The following is a 21,507-nucleotide window of genomic DNA, read 5'->3' as shown; positions in this document are numbered from 1 at the left end:
AAGTTGACACTTTTTTCAGGTAAAAAACGCTCGATGAACTTCATCGGGCGTTTTGTATTTTAACGCCAAGTGTGGACGTTGAGTATTGTAGATTTCAATCGACTCTTTCACCATTTGTCGAGCCTGATCAACATCCTTTGGCTTGGTTAATAAAAACTCATTCTTCAGAATCCCGTTCACTCTCTCCGCCAAAGCGTTTTGATAGCAATCATAACCATCCGTCATCGAACAGATAATGCCATGTTTTTCATGGAACACTTGATAAGGTTTTGAACAGTACTGAATCCCTCTATCCGAGTGATGAATGAGTGCCCCTTTTCCTAATCTATTTTTCACTGCGTTCTTTAATGCCTGAAGGACTGGTTGAGCATGCAAAGTGTCGTGCACATGGTAGCCAACGATCTTACGAGAACAGGCATCGGTGACTAAGCTGAGATAGGCCTGGCCGTGTTGTACTGGTAAATAGGTAATGTCTGCAACCCAGAGTTTCTCTGGCGCTTTGGCTAAACGCCTTTGCCCCTGCTCTTTGATGAGATTGGGGTGCTTATAAAACCGATGATGACTGTGCGTGGTTTTATGATAGGCTCGCTTATTAGGCACTAATAAACGCTGCCAACGTAACAAGTCAAACAACTTGTCTCGTCCAATCTTCAATCCTTCTTGGGCTTTAGCTAATAGCAAGTTGTGTAGCTTTCGGGTACCAATCCGCGGCTGGCTGATACGTATCGCTTGTACAAAATCCAGAATCATCCGGTATTGCTTTTCTTTGAGCCGCTGCCTTTGTAATCCTTGGTAGTAAGCCTGACGGCTTATCTGTAAGAATCGACAAGCATTGCTTATGTTGAGCCCTTGGATCTGTTTTTGATCGATAACTCGGCTAACCGCTTTTTTGTCAAGCTAACTCCAAAGTCCTCTTTCATGACTTTGACGACGCCTTCAAAGAATTGGGCTTTGAGTTTTTCTTCGGCGAGTTCTTGTTCAAGCTCTTTAATGCGCTGCTCTGGCGTCTTTTCAGCTTTAGTCGTCGGCATAATGATTCCTCGAAGATGTCGGTTAATGGCGTTGGCGTCAGACCAATTTAACTTACCATGCTTTCTAAGCCAAACTAAAACGGTAGATCGTCCTTGGATACCATAATGTGCTTGCGCTTGTTTATAAGTCATTTCGCCTTTTTCGACTTGGTCTACAACGGACAATTTAAAAGCGAGGGAATAATCGCGCTGTGTGCGCTTAGTGTTTGAAGACATTACTTTTTCCTTTTCGGTTCAGAAAAAGTGTCAATCTTATTTAGGACGGGTCAGCTTAAAGAAAAAAGCCAGTGATGGATTTTCCATCACTGGCTTTTTTGTATTTACTTGTCAAAAGACCAAGTGCATTGGCAACGCTCGCCGCCGATTTTTGATTGACCATCAAACTCCCAAGAGCTGGCAAAACTAGTGGTTGAAAGTGCGCTAAGTGAAAGAAGGATAATCGCTGCAAAAGTTTTCATAATGAAATCTCCAAGTTTTGATATAAGAAAAAGTTAATATTAGAAAATTCTAATATAATTAAATTTGATAGTCTAGTTTTTTATTTTATGGAATTAAGGGCAGGCGAATGATTGGCTGAAAATGTCGTGTGACACTAGACGCATAATGTTTATTCCATTATGATTTGTTAAAATCTTTATGGATTACAAAACTAAATCACGCGAATCTTGCGTTTTTTGCATATCACATGGCAGTTTTTATTAACGCGAGACGGTTTCCCAGCCGGTAAGCTTAGGGTTTTTAGCTTGGATAAGATAAAGCACTCCTCCAGCCGAAAATGGCTCATAATTTATCTTGTCGCGTTTATTGCTTTGAATCTCCTTTCAATCGCTTTATACACGCAAAGCTCCAATCAGAACATCAGTAGACATTTAAATGTCGTTGAGCGATTTGACTATAAACAATCTCTTTACGCACAGCTTCAAGAGAATTTGGGGCTTGGTCATTATGTACATCAATTTAATCTTTGGTTAAGTTTACCGGCCGGTAGCAAACAGAAGCGTGAGGCATTACTTGAGTTGCAAAGTGATTTTAATGAATTGAATCGTTTGCTTGACCTCTATTTATCCATCGAAAATTTGAGTCTGTCTGAACGCGAAGCGGTTTTTAAGTTGCGTCAAGCTTTGAAAGAGCAGCAGCAAAAGCTGTCATTATTGCGACTTTTACAAAAGCAAAATGCGTCAAACCGAGAAATTGATCAGTTAGCTCAGTTTCCACTGAATCAGTTTTTTCAACCGTTGGATGCTCTAAAAACTTCTATCAATCAGCAACTAAAAGAAACCAGAGAAATTGCTATGCAGTCTATGAAAGATCAGGCTTGGCAAGGTGCATTCATGTCTTTGTTTTTTTTCACTGTTGTCGGTGTTTTGGCTTATTTCTTTGTGTTTAGACGAGTGTTGTTTCAATCTATGGATGACTATGTTCGCTATCAAAAAGCCATTGAAGAGGGGTTTGGGGTCTTTAAAGTGAATTCTCAGGGTGAATTTTCTTATGTGAATAATGTTTATTGTCAGGCTCGAGGCGTATCAAAAGAAAGTTTGATTGGTCAGCCTCACCCAATGCTGAATCAAGCCATCTATGGTGAAATTTGGCATCGACTCAGGCACAACAATAGTTGGACGGGGTTGTTATCTGAGAGCATTGTGATGAAAGGTAAACCTGTCCAGTTAACGATGCAAACTTTGATGTTTCTAGTTTCAGGTGATGAGCGACAACCAGAGTTTATTGGTATTCAGTTTGATGTGACGGAGCTTGAGAAGGCGAGACGATTAGTTCAAGAGGTTACCCAGGCTCAAGCGTACTTCTTGACGAATATCGGACATCAACTTCGTTCACCCCTTAGTGCCGTGATGGGGGGGGTGAAGATGCTGCAACCTGAAAATATGCAACCACGTGACCGGCGAGTAATCGAGTTGGTTTTAAAGAACAGTGAAAGTTTATTGGAAAATATTAATGCTTTGATTTCATTTGCTGATATTGAAGGTGGTCGGGCTAAAATCGAAAATCGCCCGCATCCTATTAAAGAAAGCATGAAGGATTTTTTTCAATCTTATTGTACTGAAGCGCACAAAAAAGATATCGACTATACATTTTCGGTAGATCCAAAATTGCCGGAATGCTTAGAGTTTGATTATAAGCATTTGTCGAGTGTCCTAGAAAACTTACTGCATAATGCGTTTAAGTATACCCCTGAGGGCGCTCAAGTTCGTGCTGAAATTCGATTGTTATGGATGGCCTCGGGGAGTTGTAAGGTCGAGTTTGAAATTTCTGACAGTGGAATAGGTATGGAAAATGAAAAAGCTCAAACCATTTTCAACCATTTTCAGCGACTTGAATCTATAGAAACCCATCAATTTGGTGGTACAGGGATTGGTTTAAGCATAAGTCAGAAGCTGGTGAAAATGATGGGAGGGGAGCCTATAGAAGTTGATTCTTTCCCTCAGCAAGGCTCGAGCTTTCGCTTTCAATTACAATTGAATGTATGTAACTCCTCATTGGAACAATCCCCGGCCGGTAAGTTGTAATTCAAAAGCATCTTTGGCACGTTTTCAGCTTCTTACTTCGTTAATTCTGCCTTTTAATTTTCGATAGAATTCTAGAATTCTAGAATTTGGTTTTGCTTGTTTTAAACTTGATTTGGGTTTTAAAATTGCTGAGTCTGGTTAAGATTTATTTCCGAAATAGCGACATCATTTTTTAAACTTGTTACTATTTTTAAATTAGTGCTCAATATCTAAGGTTATTCCATAAATGCGTGTGTCAAAAGCCATTGCTGTTCTGTCCATTGCTCTTGTTTCATCAGTGACATTGTTGTGTGGCTGTTCAAAAAATGAGCCTTTGAAATTGTCCACTCATACATGGATCGGTTACGAGACGATTCCATTGGCGCAACAACTGGGTTTTATTGACGATGAAATCAATATTTTTATCACACAATCGGCCAGTGATTCTTTAGAGCGTTTGGAAACGGGATTGGTAGATGCTGCAACCTTGACATTAGATGAGGTGATTCAGGCCCGAAGTCGCGGGGTGGATTTGACAGTAGTTTTGGTGATGGATCAGTCTGCTGGCGCGGACTCCGTTTATGCTCGTCATTCGATTGAAACGCTTTCTAGTTTAAAGGGCAAGCGTATTGCTTATGAAGAAGGTGCCGTAGGTGAAATTGTTCTGTTGTCGCTCTTAAAGCAAGCTGGTTTGCAGTTGGATGATGTCTCATTGGTAAATTTTCCAATTAATCGTATGGAAGGTGTATGGAGAAATGATTTAGCGGATGTCGTGATTAGTTATGAGCCGACCTCATCAGCAATTGAAAAGCATGGCGGAGTTCGTATTTTTGATAGTCGCCAAATTCCGAATATGATTGTTGATGTACTGGCAGTCAGAACAGAGTTGCTTAAATCAAGAGAGAAAGCTGTAAGAACATTGCTAGATGCGCATTTTACAACACTGAAGTTTATGGAAAAAAATCATTCTAAAGCAATGGAAATTATTTCAAAACGTACGGGTTTATCGGTAGCTGAATTACAAAAGGCGCTAGGAGGAATTTTCATTCCGAACTTGTATGAAAATTTTGAACTTTTGAAGTCCGGTAGTGATTTGGAACAAACATCGGTTGCGCTTCAAGCGATGCTTTTTGAACGTAAAATGATGAAAAAAACTTCTTCGCTTGAAGGTTTGCTTACTAACCAATACCTTCCAATTGAGGTAAGGGTCAAATGAAAAACCGTATTAGTCGGATATTAGGAAACTCACCAGATGTTCCTGTTTTGGAGAATGATTTTACGCCAGTTAAAATCAATAAATGGCTATATGTTGGGACATTCTTGCTATTTTTTATCCTATCGAGTCTAGCGTTCAATATGCTTTCTTCTGACCGTCATCAACAAGAGATTAAAAATCAAGAGTCTTTGATTAACGTCACCAAACAAGCGGTTGAGCAAGGGTTTTATAAAAGTGCAACTTTGGTGTTTAACAATATTGTTAACCGGCCGGTGTACCGTCAGGCGTTATATGAGGCGAACGAGGCAACACCTGAGCGCCAACATGAAATTCGTCAGCAAATTTATCGTAGCCTTTTGCCAGTCTATGAATCGATGGAATCCTTTCGTCTTAAACAGCTCCACTTTCATTTGCACAACAACGAGAGTTTTTTACGTTTTCATAGGCCGTTAAAGTTTGGCGATAATCTGACGGCTATTCGTTCCACGGTGGCTTATGTCAATCGTACAGGCCAGCCTATTACTGGATTTGAAGAAGGTCGAATTTACAATGGTTTTCGATTTGTATTTCCGATGTTTTGGAATGACAAGCCAGCAGGTTCAGTAGAAACTTCGGTGGCAATGAACACGATTCTTTCTGAAATGTCGCAGGAATTAAAGCAACGAGTTGGCTTTATCATTTTGAAGGATGTTGTAGAGAGAAAAGTCTTTAAATCGGAAAGATCAAACTATATTGAAACGCCTTTTTCGAAAGATTTCCTGTATGAACGTAATTTGGACACAAAGCAGTGTTGTGAATATTTAAACCGAATTCTGTCGGGTTGGGGAAAGACATCACAATTAAAAAACTGGCTAGATTCTGAAAGGATTAAAACTAGCTTTATCCGCGCAAATGGGCAAGACCATTTGTTGAGTTTTTTGCCGGTTAAAAATCCAATTAGCCTTGAGACTGTGGGCTATATTATTGTGCACAAAGAGCATGGAGAACACAGTGAAATTCAAATGCAGTTTTTTGGGTTTTGGGCTGTGAGTGTTTTTATTGCTTTGATTTTAACCTTCTTGCTCTATGTACTAAAGCGAGATGAGCAACAGCTGCAAATCAAAAATCATTTAATTGAAGCCCAGAATGAGCTGTTTGCTAAAACACAAGAAATTGTGCATGTTGGCACTTGGGAATTTAATGTTAAACACAATAGGCTTTATTGGAGTGACGAAGTTTTCCGAATTATGGGGTATGCTCCGCAAAGCTTTATACCGACGTTCGAACGTTTTTTGAGCTGTGTTCATCCAGAAGACCGTGATCGTGTTGAGCAGGCATATAACAAATCGTTAGAGAATCAAGAAAACTATGAGATTGAACATCGTGTTATGACGACAGGCGCTAATGAGCGCTACGTGGTGGAAGAGTGTGAACATGTTTTTGATGGGCAAGGTGAGGTTGTACGCTCTGTTGGAACGATTCACGATATTACTGCTTTGCGCAGAAATGAACAAAATCTCCGTCGTTTGAAAGATCGATACAAAAAGTTGCTAGAAGATTTGCCCATTGTGGTGTACCGATTCAAACTGGAAACAGGTTATCAGTGGAGCTTTGTTAACCAAGCGATAGAGTTTTATACAGGTTATTCCGCAAGCCAGTTGTTGAATGAGCCAACCAAAACGCTGTTTGACTTTATTCATCCGCAAGACCAGCATCGTGTCCGCTTAGAGCTGTCTAAGCATGACTTTTCTGATGGACCTCTTCAGTTGGAATACCGGATTCGACATAAAAATGGTCGTATATTCCATGTGATCGACTTGATTCGAAAAGTCAGTGCAGATGATGGCAGTTGGTTGATTGAAGGTTTGATGAACGACCAAACTGAACACTTCGAGTCTTTAAATCGTCTTCAAAAATTAATCGACTCACAGTCGAATATAGTCATCATCTCGAACGCTAAACAGATTCAGTATGCGAATAAAGCCTACTATGACTTTTTTGATATTGAAGATCATAGTACGGAGAAGCTTCAGGCATCGGGTTGTTTGGGTAAACACTTTATGAAGATGTCAGATTATTTTCATTTAGGGCGTTTGCAAGAGGGTGAAAATTGGATTGAGGCCTTGAGAAAGTGGTCGCCTGATAAGCGTTTAGTGGCAATGACGAATGCGCTTGGGCATCAACGAACCTTTAAGGTGGAAATGAGTGAATTTGATGATGAGTTTTATTTGATTAGCTTTTTTGATGTGACCGACTCTCAGCTTGAGAAGCAGCGCTGGCAATACAAAGCTTCTCATGATCCCCTAACGGGCTGTTACAACCGTGATTTTCTTGAAATGAATCTTAGCGTCTTTATGCGTTTTGTGAAAAGAGAAAAGGCTTTAGCTGGCGTATTATTGCTTGATATTGATCACTTTAAAAAAGTGAACGATAGTTTTGGTCATGCAGAAGGCGATCGTGTTTTGAGTGAAATGAGTAACTTAATTTACCGCAATATTCGTGACAGTGATTTGTTTGTCCGGTGGGGTGGGGAGGAATTTATATTGCTCATGGCTGTAGACTCAGACCAATCGTTAGAGAAAGTTGCGAAAAATATTGGGCGTTTGGTTTCTGAGAATATAGAGTCGCCTAGCGGTTCAATCTCGGTCAGTATTGGTGGTTCGATACTAAAAGATGAAAGCGATTTGGAGCATGCAATTAGCCGTGCAGATGCTGGACTTTATTATGTGAAAGCTCACGGGCGAAATGGTTATCTATTTGTGCCAGAAGACATGTGATTGAGATAGGCATTCTCTGATAGTCTTAGAGAATGCCTATCGTTTTTTAAAAGATTAACTGTGGTATTTGGGCGATAACTCTACGACTGCTTCAATAAATGCTTTCGCGTGTTCAGGGTCAACCTCTGGGTGGATACCATGACCGAGGTTAAATACGTGACCAGATCCTTTACCAAACTTTTCAAGAATGTATCCTACTTCCTGACGGATTCGTTCAGGTGATGCGTAAAGCATAGATGGATCCATATTTCCTTGAAGAGCAACTTTGTCACCGACACGAGCTCGTGCCGCATCAATATCCGTTGTCCAATCCAATCCTAATGCGTCACAGCCGGTTGCCGCCATATTCTCAAGCCACTGGCCGCCACCTTTAGTGAATAAAATGACTGGGACTTTACGTCCTTCATTTTCACGCTTTAAGCCATCAACGATTTTTTGCATATAGCGCAATGAAAATTCTTGGTAATCGCGTGGTGTTAGAACGCCACCCCAAGTATCAAATATTTGAACCGCTTGGGCTCCGGCTTCGATTTGTGCATTTAGATATTGGATAACCGAGTCTGCCAATACATCCAGAATATGGTGAAGGGTTGCAGGTTGATCATACATCATGGCTTTGACTTTCGAAAAAGTCTTGGAAGAACCGCCTTCAACCATATAAGTTGCCAGAGTCCATGGGCTTCCTGAGAAGCCGATAAGAGGGACTCGTCCATCCAGAGCTTTGCGAATGGTAGAGACGGCATCCATGACGTAGCCTAAATCAGATCCCATATCAGGTACGAATAGCTTTTTCGCATCAGCCATTGTGCGAACAGGCTTGTCGAAGATAGGGCCTTCACCCTGCGCAAAACGAAGCTCTAAGCCCATTGCATCAGGAATGGTTAGAATATCTGAAAATAGAATGGCAGCGTCGAGCGGAAAGCGTTCTAAAGGTTGCAAAGTCACTTCACACGCAAGCTCTTTGTTGCGACACAGATCCATGAACGAACCTGCTTCTGCTCGTGTAGCACGGTACTCAGGAAGATAGCGGCCAGCTTGGCGCATCATCCAGACAGGAGTACGGTCAACTGGTTCTCTTAATAAAGCACGTAAAAAGCGGTCATTCTGTAGTTCTGCCATGCTCAGGCCCTTCTCTAATCTAATGAAATTGGTCGGTTATTCTAGCTTAAAGCCTGATAATTACCAATGGTTTGATTAGAGAGCCGGTTTATTCGGTTTTTGTTGATAGAGTTTACGAAGTTTTTGTTGAGCGCAATTGTTGATTGCGAAAGGGGTTTCGATGACGGTGAACATCGAGCCTTTGTAGTGGTAAACCAAACCTCGAACCTCGATGGTTTTATCTTTTAAACTTTGTAAATTTTCGTAGTTGAAATTTTTCCATGCGCGTTTGGGGATGCGAACGCCCGTTGTGTCCATGTTAATAATGATATAGCGTGAAGATTTATCGACTTTTACGACCTTACCGCGAATAATTCTGTAGCCTTCATCTTCAGCGAAGATCTCGCTGCTTTCGATAAGAGGATAGTGGAGTTCAGGGTTTTTTTTGAGTAGATCCCAGAGTTGGTATTCTCCATCTCGTGCTTTCTGTTCAGCCTCTATCAAGCAATTGGCAAAACGGTTGTTATTGAATTCTGGACGATAAATAGCCAGTCCTGCTTTGAGCATTTCAGTTTGTACATTGGTGCCATCTTCAAAAAAAGCGTGAATGAGCTGGCGTCCGAATTTATCCACTTTTGTCTTGTCATACAAAACACCAATTTTTAAGTCTTTGTTCGCAATCAGTTTGTTCAGATATTCTTGTGACTCGTCGGCCAGAGGTTCACCAGGCGTATTAAATTTTTGTTTGCGTTCTTTTTGAGGAGCATCGAGGCCAATGAGCCGGGCTTTTTGGTTTTGAATGACTAAGGTGTCACCACTGATGGCAAATTCGACATCGGCCCATATCAACTCGGACTTATCCGGCATAAAGTTTTGGCAATTTTCCGCTGAAAGAATATTTGGGGAGAAAAAACTGATGCTGAATAATATTAGTAAGGTGTGAATAAGTTTCATGTAGGTTTTTACCGGCCGGTCAAAAAAAATCATTGAATCAAAGTGTGCTTTTGATTTTAGACGAATTCTTAGCCAGAAAAAATGAAAAAAATGGATTGTTTAAGGGTTTTTGACATAAAAAAACGCGAATGTACTGATGTACACCCGCGTTTTTCGTAGCTTCGCAGTAAAAACTGGATTACTTGCGACGGTACTTCTGTTTGAACTTCTCAACACGACCTTCTGTATCGACAAGCGTTTGCTTACCTGTGTAGAAAGGGTGAGATGCGCTAGAAACTTCAATACGAACTAGCGGGTATTCGTTACCGTCTAGAGTAATGGTTTCGCCAGAAGTTTTTTCAAGAGTCGAACGAGTCAAAAAAGTTTCGCCAGTTGAGATATCTTGGAAAACAACTTCTTTATATTCTGGATGAATGTCTGCTTTCATGATGACGGTCCATTAATGTTAATTTCAAAAGAAAATGGCATTATAGTGATAAAACATTCAAAAGCAAGCAACTTTTAAATTTTTTTGTTTTTGAACAAACACTTAATGCCGATTGATTGCGCTTGCAAGATCGTTGCTGACTTCAAAAAAGTTTAGCGCTTCATTGCCTCAAACAGTTCACTGTTGGTTTTGGCTACTTTCATTTGATCGATTAAGGTTTCAATCGCCTCAATTTCGTTGTTCATGCCGCCCAAGAAACGACGAAGAATCCAAATGTTTTGGTATTCCTCTTGATTCATTAGCAACTCTTCTTTACGAGTTCCAGACTTATTCAAGTTGATGGCAGGGAAGGTGCGTTTTTCCGCGATATTGCGAGAAAGATGCAATTCCATGTTACCGGTACCTTTGAATTCTTCAAAAATGACTTCATCCATTTTTGAACCGGTATCTACCAACGCTGTTGCGATAATTGTCAATGAACCGCCTTCTTCGATATTACGTGCCGCACCGAAGAAACGTTTTGGACGATGAAGTGCATTGGCATCGACACCACCGGATAGGATTTTTCCAGAGGCTGGTGTGACAGTGTTATAAGCACGAGCAAGACGTGTAATGGAGTCTAAAAGAATGACGACATCTGTCTTGTGTTCAGTCAAGCGTTTGGCTTTCTCAATCACCATTTCAGCGACTTGAACATGTCGTTGAGCAGGCTCATCAAAGGTTGATGAAATCACTTCACCTTTTACAGTGCGCTGCATTTCAGTCACTTCTTCCGGACGCTCATCAATCAGGAGAACAATCAAATGACAATCAGGGTAGTTTTCCGCAATGGATTGCGCCATTTGTTGCAAAATTACTGTTTTACCCGATTTTGGAGGGGCAACAATCAATCCACGTTGTCCTTTACCAAATGGTGAGGCAATGTCGATAATTCGAGAAGTGATGTCTTCTGTTGAACCATTACCTAATTCCATGCGAAGGCGTTCTTCGGCGTGAAGTGGTGTTAAGTTTTCAAAGGCAATTTTTTTACGTGCAACTTCAGGATCTTCAAAGTTGATTTTTTCAACTTTTAATAATGCAAAGTAGCGTTCACCATCTTTGGGTGGACGGATTTTTCCTTGAATCGTATCCCCTTTACGAAGGCCAAAACGACGGATTTGGCTAGGAGAAACATAAAGGTCATCAGGGCCGGCTAAGTAAGAGCCATCCGATGAACGTAAAAAACCAAAACCATCCGGTAAGATTTCCAGCACACCTTCACCATAAATGGCTTCACCATTTTTAGAGTGTGATTTTAGGATGGCGAAAATAATATCTTGTTTGCGAAGACGGGCGACGTTTTCTAGGCCCATCTCATTAGCTAATTCAATCAAAGAAGCTGCAGAACGTTTTTTTAAGTCAACTAAATTCATAAGTCTCGTAGTTTTATTATTTGCGTGTTGAATCCATTAATCCTTGGATACGCAGGTGTGGGAGGATAGATTCAGACGGGGATTGGGAAATTGAAATTACTTAGTTTTGGCCAGTTTTCACTGGCCAGTGCGGATAACGATTATAGGTTATCGTTCAAAAAGTTAGTCAGTTGTGACTTAGACAATGCACCCACTTGCGTTGCATCGACTTCACCATTTTTGAACAGCATTAATGTAGGGATTCCGCGTACACCATATTTTGGTGGCGTTGCAGGATTTTCATCAATGTTTAGTTTCGCTACTTTTACGCGGCCATCAAATTCAGATGCAATTTCATCTAGAATAGGGGCAATCATTTTACAAGGGCCACACCATTCAGCCCAAAAGTCCACTAGTACTGGGACATCAGATTGTAGAACTTCCGCTTCAAAATTCGCATCACTTGTCGAAATCATGTTTTCTCCTTCTCGTGACAAACTTCTCATACAAATAGACTCGCTCGTGATGTTGAAAATAACATCAAAAGGTAAGGCAGAGTATGGAGCCTGTTTATTTTTTTATTATGAAATTAATATTATGAAATTTGAGGATGGAATTACGGCAGATAGATATGCCATTTTTTATCCTTGAGAATTCAATTTATCTGATTCAAAAATTTGAATTGAGCAATTATTACATTATTTAATTACTCAATTCAAGCAAAATTTTAGTTTATTTTTCTAATATGAGATACCGGCCGGTAAAAGTTTTATTGAAAAACTTTTGAGTGCTTAGCCCAGATTCGTTTTGAATTCTGTAACATATGCATTTTGAACGCAAATACAGAAGACTCGAACGCTTTTATGGATATATCATACATTCTCGACGACTTAAACGATGCACAGCGTCAAGCAGTGACGGCTGAAGATGGTCATACTTTAATTCTTGCTGGGGCAGGGAGTGGCAAGACCCGTGTTCTGGTGCATCGTATCGCTTGGCTCACCAAGGTTTTAGGATTCTCTGCCTATAATATTTTGGCGGTAACTTTTACCAATAAAGCAGCCAATGAAATGCGAGGGCGTGTCCAAGAACTCATTGGTCCATCGGCGAATGGTTTGACCATGGGAACCTTTCATGGAATTGCTTACCGGGTTTTGCGTCAGCATTATCAAGAAGCCGGTTTACCGCAATCGTTTCAGATTTTGGATTCGGATGATCAAAAGCGTGTCTTGAAGCGATTATTAAAAGCGATGGAGTTGGATGAAAACCAATGGCCGGTTCGGCAGGTACAAGCGTTTATTAATGGTGAGAAAGAAGAAGGGCGTCGTCCGCATCACATTGAAATCGGTCACAATCCGTTTGTCGCCAAAATGGTTGAGATTTACCGAAATTACGAGGAACAGTGTCAACGTTCCGGCTTGGTGGATTTTGCTGAATTATTATTACGAGCGCATGAGTTGTGGTTGAAAAACCCACATTTGTTGAGGCATTACCAAGGCCGTTACCGCCATATTCTAGTGGATGAGTTTCAAGATACCAATAGTCTTCAATATGCTTGGTTGCGTGTGCTTGCAGGAGCAAATGGCCGCCTATTTGTCGTGGGTGATGATGACCAGTCAATTTATGGTTGGCGAGGTGCAAAAGTCGAAAATATTCAGCAGTTTGATCAAGATTTTGCCAATGTCATGATGGTGCGTCTAGAGCAAAACTATCGTTCGACCAACACGATTTTGAAAGCGGCCAATGCGTTAATTGCCAATAATGAATCTCGAATGGGAAAAGAGCTGTGGTCTGAAGGCGAAGAAGGGGCGCCAATTGAAGTCTATGAAGCCTTTAATGAAATTGATGAAGCGCGTTATGTGGTGCATCAAATTCAAAAATGGGTTCAGCAGGGAGGTGAACGACATCAATGCGCGGTTTTATATCGTTCAAATGCGCAGTCACGATTAATTGAGCAATCTTTAATTCAGGAAGGCGTTCCTTATCGAGTCTATGGCGGATTGCGTTTCTTTGATCGAGCGGAAATTAAAGATGTATTGGGCTATTTACGGCTGATTGAAAATCGTGAAGATGACGCTGCATTTGAACGTGTGTTTAATCATCCGCCACGAGGGATTGGTCAAAAAACGGCGGACAGTATTCGACAAGTTGCACGAGACCAGCAAATGTCCCTATGGCAGGCTTCCAAGTTATTAGTTGAAAATGGACTAACTGCTCGTGCGAAAACAGCCTTAAATGGTTTTGTTGAGTTGGTCGCAAACTTGGATGAACGAATTCATGATTTGGATTTGGAACAACAGGTCATTCAAGTAATTCAAGATTCTGGTTTGCAGGTGCACTTTGAGAAAGACAAATCTGAGCAAGGACAAGGTCGTTTAGAAAACTTGGATGAATTAATTAATGCCGCAAGTTTGTTTAAGCCCGCGGAACCCGAAACGTTGGAAGGAATGCAAACCGAGCAGGCAGCGGCAAATTCTCAAGTTGAAAATCAACCGGCTGGAGAGTTTTTGTTAGATCAACCCATGTCTCCCTTAGCGGACTTCTTGGCTCAAGCGGCTTTGGAAGCGGGTGATCAGCAAGCCGATCAATGGGAATCGTGCGTACAGTTAATGACATTGCATTCGGCGAAAGGTTTAGAGTTTCCATTGGTGTTTATGATTGGCGTGGAAGAAGGTTTATTCCCATCACAACAGTCGCAAGAAGATGCCTCAAGAATGCAAGAAGAGCGTCGATTGGCTTATGTCGGAATTACGCGTGCAGAAAAACAATTGGTGATGACGTTTGCTAATCGTCGTCGTTTGCATGGTAAAGAGTTTTTCCCTGCTCCTTCTCGTTTTATTAAGGAGATTCCAAGCGAATATATTGAATGGGTTCGCATGAATGGTTCGGTTTCGCCAACGCAATCGCATAATAATTTTTCAGAGCCGAATATGGGGCTAGGGGCGCGAACTAATGAAACTGGATTTGCTCCGGGAGAACAAGTGCTTCATCCCAAGTTTGGTGAAGGGACCGTGTTGAATTTTGAGGGCAGTGGAAATCATGCGCGCATTCAGGTGAATTTTGCTTCGGAAGGGCAAAAATGGTTGGTGCTCGCTTATGCGAATCTGACTCGTCTTTAACTTGAAAGATAAATTTCATCTCAAAGGTTCTTTTTTTGTTTATTTTATTTGCCTATTTTGTTTAGGCAATAAAAAGATAAACAGGCGAAATTCATAGAAAAGTTTTTCAGTTCAGTTTCTTTTTAATTTCTTTGAAAATTGTAAAGATCTGAACAAATGGAATTGTAATGTTATTAAAAATTGAAAACCTTAAAGCTAAAGGAATGCAAAATCCAATTAGTTGGCAGTTAAAGGCTGGTGAATTGTGGTTGTTATATGGGCCTTCAGGCACTGGAAAATCGCAGTTGTTAAAGGCTTTGGCTGATTTAATTGATTCTGAAGGTGAAATCACACTTTTAGACCGGCCGGTAGAGTCTATGCCTGCGCCGGTTTGGCGACGTAAAGTGATGTATTTTTCAGCCGAAACGGCTTGGTGGTTGGAAACGGTCGCAGAACATTTTGTTAGAGTTCCTACAACGGATCAGTTATCGAAAATTGGTTTGAAAACGATGATTTTGGAGCAACATCCAGATCAGTTGTCCAGTGGTGAAAAACAGCGTTTGGCTTTGTTGCGAGGTTTGGCATTTAATCCGAGCGTTTTGTTGCTGGATGAAACTTCAGCAAATCTGGATCCTGAGAGCACTCTGCTGGTTGAAAAATTGTTACAAGAATATTTGCAGGCTGAAGAAAATCGTGCAGCGATTTGGATTAGTCATGATGCGCAACAGCGTGAACGCTTAGCTTGTCCGACGTTTTGTTGTTCCATTGAAGATTTATATCAAAACAAGTTTTAACCAAAAATAGAGGTTTTGCATGCAAACCCAGATGATTTTAATTAGCTATTGGGATCTAGCGATTCTATCGGTATTGGTGTTTTTGACCGGTTTTTTGCTATGGCTCAATGGTTTTACTCATGTGAAACAGTATTTTTGGGCAAATGTTCGAACCGTTGTGCAGCTATCATTCATGGGGGTATGGCTTAGTTGGGTGTTTTATGCCGATAACCCTATTTGGGTGGCTTTGGTTGGGGCGATTATGTTACTCGCCGCCGGCTATGAAATTTCAAAACGACAGCAATACCGTTTTAAAAAACTCAGCTCGATTTTGATTGGGCTTTGGTCATTATCGGTCACAGCTTTGGTGTTGTTGATTTTAGTGTTGACGGTCGTTATTCAGCCAGAACCGTGGTATCAGCCACAATATGCGATTCCGTTATTAGGGATGCTGCTGGGAAATAGTATGACAGCGATAGGTGTGGGGTTAGATAATTTAACGCGCAATTCCAAGCAACTCAGAGCCAAAATTGAGGCGCAATTAGCGCTGGGTTATACTGCCAAAGAGTCGATGAAGTTTATTAAACAACAAGCCTTGCACGCGTCCATGATTCCAGTGATTAATATGCTTGTGGCGGCGGGAATTATTTCTTTGCCTGGCATGATGACAGGCCAGATTCTTGCAGGCGTGGATCCTATGGAAGCGGTGAAGTATCAAATCATGATTATGTTATTGATTGCGACGTCAACGGCAACCGGCACAATTATCGCCATTAATTTAGCAGCGCGGAAATTATTCGATGAACGTCAACGTTTGGATTTGGAATCGTTGCAAAAGGTGAAAAAGTAGATGAGAGTTTTTATCGTTTTATGGTTGTTAAGTGTGAGTGTTTATGCGAATGATTCCTTTAATTGGCAAAATCAGGCTCTTGAAATTGATGATATAGAATTAAGTATTTCTCAAGTTGTTCCGACCGGAGAGGTCGCCAAGAAAATTTTATGGGTTCCGTCAGAATATGGAGTATTGCCACAGGAAAAACGCATTGCGGAGCAACTTGCTCAACAAAGTGTGGCAACGACTTTTTTTGATCCATTTGAGGCGTTGTTTTTAGCGCCGACTTCCAGTGCTTTACAAAAGATACCGGCCGGTTGGATTTCCAAGATACTAGAACAAAATACCTTCGATTATGTGGTCGCAGGGAACAAAGCTGGCGTTTTAGCTTTAACGGCCTTAAGAGATTTTTACCAAACGGCCAAGCCGCCAGTCGGTGTGATTCTGCTTAATCCAGATTTACTCACGCAGACACCGGCTCCCGGAGAAAAAGCGGTTTATTGGCCTCATGTTTCGCAAACGAATTTACCAGTTTTTATTTTGCAAGGAGAATTGTCACCTTGGCGTTGGCAATTAGCGTCTGTGCAATCTGAACTTGGCAAAGGTGGGGCTGAAGTGTTTTTGAAAATGTTACCCAAGGTGCGAGATCGTTTCTATTTTCGGCCGGATGCGAACTCATTTGAACAGCAATTTAGTCAGAAATTTTCGAAGGACATTGAACTGGCAATGCAAGCTTTAACGCCTTATTTAACGGAAAATCGTCAAGTTTTAAAGTCAGCAGAACTTGACCGGCCGGTAAAAATGTCATCTCAGCAAGAAAAATCGAACCAGTCTTTAGAATTGCAAGTTTATCGCGGTGCACAAAACTTACCGTTGAGTTTGCAAGATATGCAGAGCAAAACTTTCGATTTAAGTTCGTATCGAGGTAAGGTGGTGTTGGTGAATTTCTGGGCGAGTTGGTGTCCGCCCTGCGTCCATGAGATGCCATCGATGGCAGGGTTAAAGTCGCAACTTGGAAGCAAGAACTTTGAAATACTGGCTGTTAATTTAGGTGAGGCTAAAGCAGACATTGAAAAGTTTATGCAAGCGCACCCATTGAACTTTCCCGTTCTGTTAGATGAAACCGGTCAAACGGCGCAAAGTTGGAAAGTTATGGCGTATCCCAGTAGTTTTGTCGTCGATAAAACTGGCAAGATTCGCTACGCACTGTTTGGAGCGACGGACTGGCAAGCGGATACGCATGTCAACAAGTTAAAATCCTTAATCCATCAGAATCAATAACATCTCACGTCTCAATTCAGCATTGATTGCAATAGGCGTTTTGAAATTTCTATGAGTAATGCTTGTTTCCAAAGCAGAATCTAAGCGGTTTTCTAGATATTCGCTAACTTTCGATATTTTTGCTTTCATTTGTGAAAGCATTGATGTCATTTCATTTTGAAACTCAATATAATTTGTTTCTATGATTTTTGATAAACGCTATTTTCGGGTGATTTTAAGCCGGATTCCACTGTGGAAGTGGTCTTTGGGTTTAGTGCTATTTGTGGCCGCACAAATGGCAGGAACCATTCATGCTGAAGTTCATGAATTTCACGATCATGGTGTTTATTGCGATGCATTCGAGAATGCGGCAGAACCCGCATTTCCAGATTATGGATTTGTTGCTGTTTTTACCGTTGAGCGTGTGCAATCGCAACCGCTTTTATCCGCGATACCGGCCGGTAATCTTGCGCCTTTTGAGGCTTTTCAAAGTCGTGCTCCCCCTCTTTCCTAGAGCTGCTGAATATTCATAAAATTTCTAGCAGCTCAAATTGAATCTCACCCACTTTTAACGATTTAATTTAAGAAATAATTTAGGAAATATTATGCAACGCAAACCTTTGATTGCAGCGTTGGTGCTGGCCTATGCACCTGTGACTGTTTTTGCCGAAACGACTACTCAAAAATCGGCGACCAATACCAACCCGAATACTACATTAGAAAATATTACGATTTCAGCGTCTCCAATTCATGAACATGATGCGTTTGAAGTTCCTTCACAAATTGATGTGCTATCTGGCGATGACAAAATGTCTAAAGACAGCGGTTCTTTGGGTGAAATGTTAGAAGATATTCCGGGAGTGAATAATCTCTCCGCAGGGTCGCAATCCGGTAAACCGGTGATTCGTGGCTTGATGGGCGACCGGGTTAAAGTGCTTTCCAATGGCGCAGGAATGGATGACCAAGCGTATGGGACGCGTCATTTGCCGAATGTCGATGCTTATTTGGCAGATAGAGTCGAAGTGGTTCGAGGTCCGCAGAGTGTGCTGTATGGTTCGGATGCTTTAGGCGGAGTCGTCAATGTATTGAGTCCTCGAGTTCCATTTGGGCAGCCAGCCCACGGTGAAGTTGCGACGGAATATAACACCAACAATAATGAAAAGCACTTTGGGGCAAAAGTTGGAGGCGGTAATGCAAATTGGGGAATTACCGCTGGCGTGAGTATTCGTGAGGGTGATAATTTTGAAACGGCTGATTCCAGTACAGCAAGTAGTCCTACCCCAAGCTCACCGGCTGATTCTCGACCATTATTTGTGGGTGAAGTGCCCAATACTAATTTTGAAAACAAAGCCGCGCATATTGGGCTAGGTTATCAAAATGATGATATGCAAGTGATTTTACGCCATACCCATTGGCAAGCCGACCAGAACTATTTGGGGATTACTGCGTCTACTCCAATGAGTAGCTTTGAACCTGTGGCGACAGGGCAAGCGTTAGAGAATGATGAAACGCAATTAAGTGCGGAATTTTATCAAGGTGACTGGGTATTTAAACCGAGTTGGGTTTATACCTCGAATAGTCGAGAGGCTTCGCATGATATGCCATTTGAAACGATGGCAGAAGAAAAGGGTGAAGAAGGTTATTTAGATTTAGAGGTGAAGCGCCACGATTGGAAATTTGCTGCGGAACACCCAAAACTTGGTGATTTTGAAGGGGAAGTCGGCTTTGAAGTTTCGAAAAAAGAACAGCGTTTACTTTCAGGGCACTTAACTCCAAGTGCCGATGTGGATAAAAAAGCGGTTTATTTGTTTGAAGAGGCTGATTATGACCAGTGGTTAGTGCAGTTTGGTGCGCGTTATGACTGGGTGGATGTTTCTGCGCCTTTAGATGGCAATAATGAGCACTTTACCGAAGAAGCCGGAATTTTTGATGCTTCGAATAATGAACGTGATTTTGCAGTTTGGTCAGGGTCTTTCGGCGCGACGTATCGCTTAAATGACAATTGGAGCCTAGCAGGGAATTTAGCTCGTGGGTTCCGTGCGCCGAGTATTTTTGAATTGTATGCCGGTGGTGAGCATGGTGGTGTGCAGGCTTATCAAATCGGTAACCCTGATTTGGAAGAAGAAATCGCCTTAAATGCAGATTTGTCTTTACGCTGGAAGTCTGAACAAACCGCGATGGTGGCGACGGTTTATCAAAACACCATTGATAACTATATTTATCTGGCAAATACAGGTTTCTACCGTGCCAAAGAAGGTGCACCGAATGAAGGTGAACGCGTTGATCAGACCGCTCCGGGTGCGATTGCTGAAATGCAAGCCGAACAAACAGATGCGACCATTCGTGGTTTTGAATTTAGCCTAGATCATAAATGGACACCGCAATGGCAAACCAACTTAGCGTTGGAAATTATTGACGGCGAAAATGACAAAACTGGACAAGATTTGCCATTAATTCCAGCAAATAATCTACGCGCTGCGGTCAGTTATTTGCCGAGTGACTTCATGGCACTGAAAAAGCAAAAGTTAACGCTTGAAGGCAAATTTCTTGCGTCGAAAGATGCAGTATTCCCTTTCGAGCCGTTTTCACAATTTGACAAAATGTCGGTTGGGACGGCTTCAACGGATGCTTATAACTTGTGGAACTTACGTTATTCGGCACAACTTCCTCTCGACAAGCAAAACTTACAGTTAGCGTTCTCGGTTGAGAATTTGTTCGATAAAGATTATGTTGATTTCTTGGATACTTATAAAGGTTATGCCCTTGCTCAAGGACGTAATGTTAAATTGAATCTAAGAATGGATTTCTAGAATTTCGTTCATTTTTTTGCGCTGGAAAAGAAACGAACTAAACGAAGAACTTGGCGAAGAGCCAAGAAAGAAAACAGCTCCTGTTACGTTTATAGGGTGTTGCTAAACTTATCAAAGGGTAATCTCGAACTCACTCGCTCCGCGAGTTTAAACAACGAGATTACAAGTCCTTTAAATTCGTTAAGCAACATCACTATTCACTTCACAAGGAAGTCGTATTCGTGCGAGCCGTAACTTTTGCAAAAAGTGATGATTCTTGTGCTTCGAGCCCCAATTTTGGGGTTTTGTTGTTTCTGGAGACTTGAAAAGTGAAATTTTGCCCATATTGAGCGATCAATAAAGAAAACCTTAGGAAGACAAGCATGAGCAAAGATTATTACGCAACGCTGGGTGTCCAACGAACTGCCAGCGATGCAGAGATTAAAAAGGCGTACCGTAAATTAGCAGCGAAGTATCACCCAGATAAAAAAACCGGTGATGAAGCGAAATTTAAAGAAATTTCTGAGGCTTACGAAACGTTAAGTGATCCTGAAAAACGTTCGATGTATGACCAGTTTGGATCGAATTACCAGCAAGCTGGAGGTGGCGCAGGAGGTTTTGGAGGCGCTGATTTCGGCGATATTTTTGGTGATATGTTTGGTCAGGGCGGTGGCTTTGGTGGTGCAGGAGGTTTTGGGGGTGGCTTTGGTGGCCAGCGTCAAGCTCGACCTCGAAAAGGTGAAGACCAGCACATTAAAGTCATGGTAACACTCGAAGAAGCGATTGGAGGGGCTGAGCGAACCATTAATGTTGAAGTGGGGCACAAAGATTCGCACGGCCATTCGTATGACACCAAACCGATTAAAGTCAGAATACCGGCCGGTGTGTTACAGGACCAAAAGATTCGAGTCCGCGAAAAAGGTCATCAAGGCTTTAATGGTGGGCCGAATGGTGATGTGATTATTGAAATCAATCTGCAAAAACACAAAGATTTCCGTGTCGATGGCAAAGATGTGTATGTCGATTTGCCAGTAACACCTTGGGAAGCAGCTTTGGGCGCGAAGGTCGATATTCCAACTCTTAAAGGGATGGTGCGTATGTCGATTGCTCCAGGTACGCAGTCAGGTGCGAAAATGCGAATTAAAGGTCGTGGGTTAGGTAAAGACCCAGGTAACCAATATGTGGTGGTGCAGATTCATACGCCACCGGCAGATTCACCCGATGCGAAAGCGGTGTATGAGCAAATGGCAAGTGTGTTATCGAGCTTTAATCCAAGAGAAGTCAAAGAAACGGCTGTTCCATAATCATTGAGTGCGTTACAACAATTGAGTAAAGTTACCGGCCGGTATGGATTGTTCTCTAAAGCATGAGCGCGATCAGC

General features: G+C 41.7%; 18 protein-coding genes. 10 read left to right on the top strand and 8 right to left on the bottom strand.

Translation table 11 applies throughout. The features are described 5' to 3' along the window. Positions 1–15: 15 nt before the first annotated feature. A protein-coding gene (locus tag D9T12_RS11160) for an IS3 family transposase (RefSeq protein WP_130536334.1) occupies positions 16–1,247 on the bottom strand; the annotation gives its coding sequence in 2 pieces (ribosomal slippage) (positions 16–893 and positions 893–1,247; 1,233 coding nt in all). A gap of 104 nt (positions 1,248–1,351) precedes the next feature. Beyond that, positions 1,352–1,489, bottom strand: coding sequence for a hypothetical protein (locus D9T12_RS12450; RefSeq protein WP_165395106.1), 138 nt, complete (start codon positions 1,487–1,489; stop codon positions 1,352–1,354). Between the two features lie 285 nt (positions 1,490–1,774). On the opposite strand from D9T12_RS12450, the gene D9T12_RS11155 reads away from it, so the two are divergent. The 3 genes from D9T12_RS11155 to D9T12_RS11145 all read left to right on the top strand — a co-directional run bounded on the left by D9T12_RS11155 (position 1,775) and on the right by D9T12_RS11145 (position 7,504). Further along, positions 1,775–3,553 carry a PAS domain-containing sensor histidine kinase gene (locus tag D9T12_RS11155; protein ID WP_130538241.1) on the top strand — a complete coding sequence of 593 codons (1,779 nt, stop codon included), beginning with the start codon at positions 1,775–1,777 and terminating at the stop codon, positions 3,551–3,553. 226 nt (positions 3,554–3,779) lie between these two features. Beyond that, the gene (locus tag D9T12_RS11150; RefSeq protein ID WP_130538240.1) at positions 3,780–4,748 is read left to right on the top strand and encodes an ABC transporter substrate-binding protein; all 969 of its coding nucleotides are present in this window, start codon (positions 3,780–3,782) and stop codon (positions 4,746–4,748) included. Beyond that, positions 4,745–7,504: a diguanylate cyclase gene (locus tag D9T12_RS11145; RefSeq protein WP_130538239.1), complete on the top strand. Its 2,760-nt coding sequence runs from the start codon at positions 4,745–4,747 to the stop codon at positions 7,502–7,504. Before D9T12_RS11150 ends, D9T12_RS11145 begins: the two co-directional genes overlap by 4 nt. A gap of 54 nt (positions 7,505–7,558) precedes the next feature. Here the strand turns inward: D9T12_RS11145 and hemE are convergent, their stop codons facing one another. The 5 genes from hemE to trxA all read right to left on the bottom strand — a co-directional run bounded on the left by hemE (position 7,559) and on the right by trxA (position 11,850). Beyond that, positions 7,559–8,623 carry a uroporphyrinogen decarboxylase gene (gene hemE / locus D9T12_RS11140; RefSeq protein WP_130538238.1) on the bottom strand — a complete coding sequence of 355 codons (1,065 nt, stop codon included), beginning with the start codon at positions 8,621–8,623 and terminating at the stop codon, positions 7,559–7,561. Between the two features lie 75 nt (positions 8,624–8,698). Further along, the gene (locus D9T12_RS11135) at positions 8,699–9,589 is read right to left on the bottom strand and encodes a thermonuclease family protein (protein ID WP_240693185.1); all 891 of its coding nucleotides are present in this window, start codon (positions 9,587–9,589) and stop codon (positions 8,699–8,701) included. 145 nt (positions 9,590–9,734) lie between these two features. Beyond that, positions 9,735–9,983 carry a type B 50S ribosomal protein L31 gene (locus D9T12_RS11130; RefSeq protein ID WP_130538237.1) on the bottom strand — a complete coding sequence of 83 codons (249 nt, stop codon included), beginning with the start codon at positions 9,981–9,983 and terminating at the stop codon, positions 9,735–9,737. A gap of 152 nt (positions 9,984–10,135) precedes the next feature. Next, entirely contained in the window at positions 10,136–11,395 is a 1,260-nt protein-coding gene (gene rho / locus D9T12_RS11125) for a transcription termination factor Rho (protein WP_130538236.1), read from the bottom strand. Between the two features lie 140 nt (positions 11,396–11,535). Continuing rightward, on the bottom strand, positions 11,536–11,850 hold the full coding sequence (trxA, locus tag D9T12_RS11120) for a thioredoxin TrxA (RefSeq protein WP_206199100.1): 315 nt from the start codon (positions 11,848–11,850) through the stop codon (positions 11,536–11,538). 387 nt (positions 11,851–12,237) lie between these two features. Between trxA and uvrD the strand changes: the two genes are divergently transcribed. The 4 genes from uvrD to D9T12_RS11100 all read left to right on the top strand — a co-directional run bounded on the left by uvrD (position 12,238) and on the right by D9T12_RS11100 (position 17,358). Beyond that, positions 12,238–14,493: a DNA helicase II gene (uvrD, locus tag D9T12_RS11115; protein WP_130538234.1), complete on the top strand. Its 2,256-nt coding sequence runs from the start codon at positions 12,238–12,240 to the stop codon at positions 14,491–14,493. A gap of 167 nt (positions 14,494–14,660) precedes the next feature. After that, positions 14,661–15,266 carry an ABC transporter ATP-binding protein gene (locus tag D9T12_RS11110; protein WP_130538233.1) on the top strand — a complete coding sequence of 202 codons (606 nt, stop codon included), beginning with the start codon at positions 14,661–14,663 and terminating at the stop codon, positions 15,264–15,266. 19 nt (positions 15,267–15,285) lie between these two features. Further along, on the top strand, positions 15,286–16,095 hold the full coding sequence (locus tag D9T12_RS11105; protein ID WP_240693184.1) for an ABC transporter permease: 810 nt from the start codon (positions 15,286–15,288) through the stop codon (positions 16,093–16,095). Then, complete coding sequence (locus D9T12_RS11100; RefSeq protein WP_130538232.1) at positions 16,096–17,358, top strand: TlpA disulfide reductase family protein; 1,263 nt, start codon at positions 16,096–16,098, stop codon at positions 17,356–17,358. Here D9T12_RS11100 and D9T12_RS12445 read toward each other — a convergent pair. Next, positions 17,338–17,487, bottom strand: a complete 150-nt coding sequence (locus D9T12_RS12445; RefSeq protein WP_165395105.1) for a hypothetical protein — start codon at positions 17,485–17,487, stop codon at positions 17,338–17,340. The genes D9T12_RS11100 and D9T12_RS12445 overlap by 21 nt on opposite strands. Before the next feature lie 115 nt (positions 17,488–17,602). Here D9T12_RS12445 and D9T12_RS11095 point away from each other — a divergent pair, with 115 nt between their 5' ends. The 3 genes from D9T12_RS11095 to D9T12_RS11085 all read left to right on the top strand — a co-directional run bounded on the left by D9T12_RS11095 (position 17,603) and on the right by D9T12_RS11085 (position 21,430). Then, positions 17,603–17,851 (top strand): hypothetical protein, encoded by a 249-nt coding sequence (locus tag D9T12_RS11095; protein ID WP_130538231.1) that lies wholly within the window; start codon positions 17,603–17,605, stop codon positions 17,849–17,851. A gap of 91 nt (positions 17,852–17,942) precedes the next feature. Then, positions 17,943–20,147 carry a TonB-dependent receptor gene (locus tag D9T12_RS11090; RefSeq protein WP_130538230.1) on the top strand — a complete coding sequence of 735 codons (2,205 nt, stop codon included), beginning with the start codon at positions 17,943–17,945 and terminating at the stop codon, positions 20,145–20,147. A 362-nt stretch (positions 20,148–20,509) separates the two neighbouring features. Beyond that, positions 20,510–21,430 (top strand): DnaJ C-terminal domain-containing protein, encoded by a 921-nt coding sequence (locus tag D9T12_RS11085; RefSeq protein WP_130538229.1) that lies wholly within the window; start codon positions 20,510–20,512, stop codon positions 21,428–21,430. Positions 21,431–21,507: the final 77 nt, after the last annotated feature.

The sequence above is a fragment of the Thiomicrorhabdus indica genome (assembly GCF_004293625.1).
GTDB classification, from domain to species: domain Bacteria; phylum Pseudomonadota; class Gammaproteobacteria; order Thiomicrospirales; family Thiomicrospiraceae; genus Thiomicrorhabdus; species Thiomicrorhabdus indica.
The sequence above is the reverse complement of the archived record's forward strand: the minus strand, read 5'-3'. Positions and strand labels throughout refer to the sequence as shown.

Coding starts and splice junctions, on each gene's coding strand:
- D9T12_RS12450 (WP_165395106.1), bottom strand. CDS start 1,489: ATGAAAACTTTTGCAGCGATTATCCTTCTTTCACTTAGCGCACTTTCA.
- D9T12_RS11150 (WP_130538240.1), top strand. CDS start 3,780: ATGCGTGTGTCAAAAGCCATTGCTGTTCTGTCCATTGCTCTTGTTTCA.
- D9T12_RS11145 (WP_130538239.1), top strand. CDS start 4,745: ATGAAAAACCGTATTAGTCGGATATTAGGAAACTCACCAGATGTTCCT.
- hemE (WP_130538238.1), bottom strand. CDS start 8,623: ATGGCAGAACTACAGAATGACCGCTTTTTACGTGCTTTATTAAGAGAA.
- D9T12_RS11135 (WP_240693185.1), bottom strand. CDS start 9,589: ATGATTTTTTTTGACCGGCCGGTAAAAACCTACATGAAACTTATTCAC.
- D9T12_RS11130 (WP_130538237.1), bottom strand. CDS start 9,983: ATGAAAGCAGACATTCATCCAGAATATAAAGAAGTTGTTTTCCAAGAT.
- rho (WP_130538236.1), bottom strand. CDS start 11,395: ATGAATTTAGTTGACTTAAAAAAACGTTCTGCAGCTTCTTTGATTGAA.
- trxA (WP_206199100.1), bottom strand. CDS start 11,850: ATGATTTCGACAAGTGATGCGAATTTTGAAGCGGAAGTTCTACAATCT.
- uvrD (WP_130538234.1), top strand. CDS start 12,238: ATGGATATATCATACATTCTCGACGACTTAAACGATGCACAGCGTCAA.
- D9T12_RS11110 (WP_130538233.1), top strand. CDS start 14,661: ATGTTATTAAAAATTGAAAACCTTAAAGCTAAAGGAATGCAAAATCCA.
- D9T12_RS11105 (WP_240693184.1), top strand. CDS start 15,286: ATGCAAACCCAGATGATTTTAATTAGCTATTGGGATCTAGCGATTCTA.
- D9T12_RS11100 (WP_130538232.1), top strand. CDS start 16,096: ATGAGAGTTTTTATCGTTTTATGGTTGTTAAGTGTGAGTGTTTATGCG.
- D9T12_RS12445 (WP_165395105.1), bottom strand. CDS start 17,487: ATGAAAGCAAAAATATCGAAAGTTAGCGAATATCTAGAAAACCGCTTA.
- D9T12_RS11090 (WP_130538230.1), top strand. CDS start 17,943: ATGCAACGCAAACCTTTGATTGCAGCGTTGGTGCTGGCCTATGCACCT.
- D9T12_RS11085 (WP_130538229.1), top strand. CDS start 20,510: ATGAGCAAAGATTATTACGCAACGCTGGGTGTCCAACGAACTGCCAGC.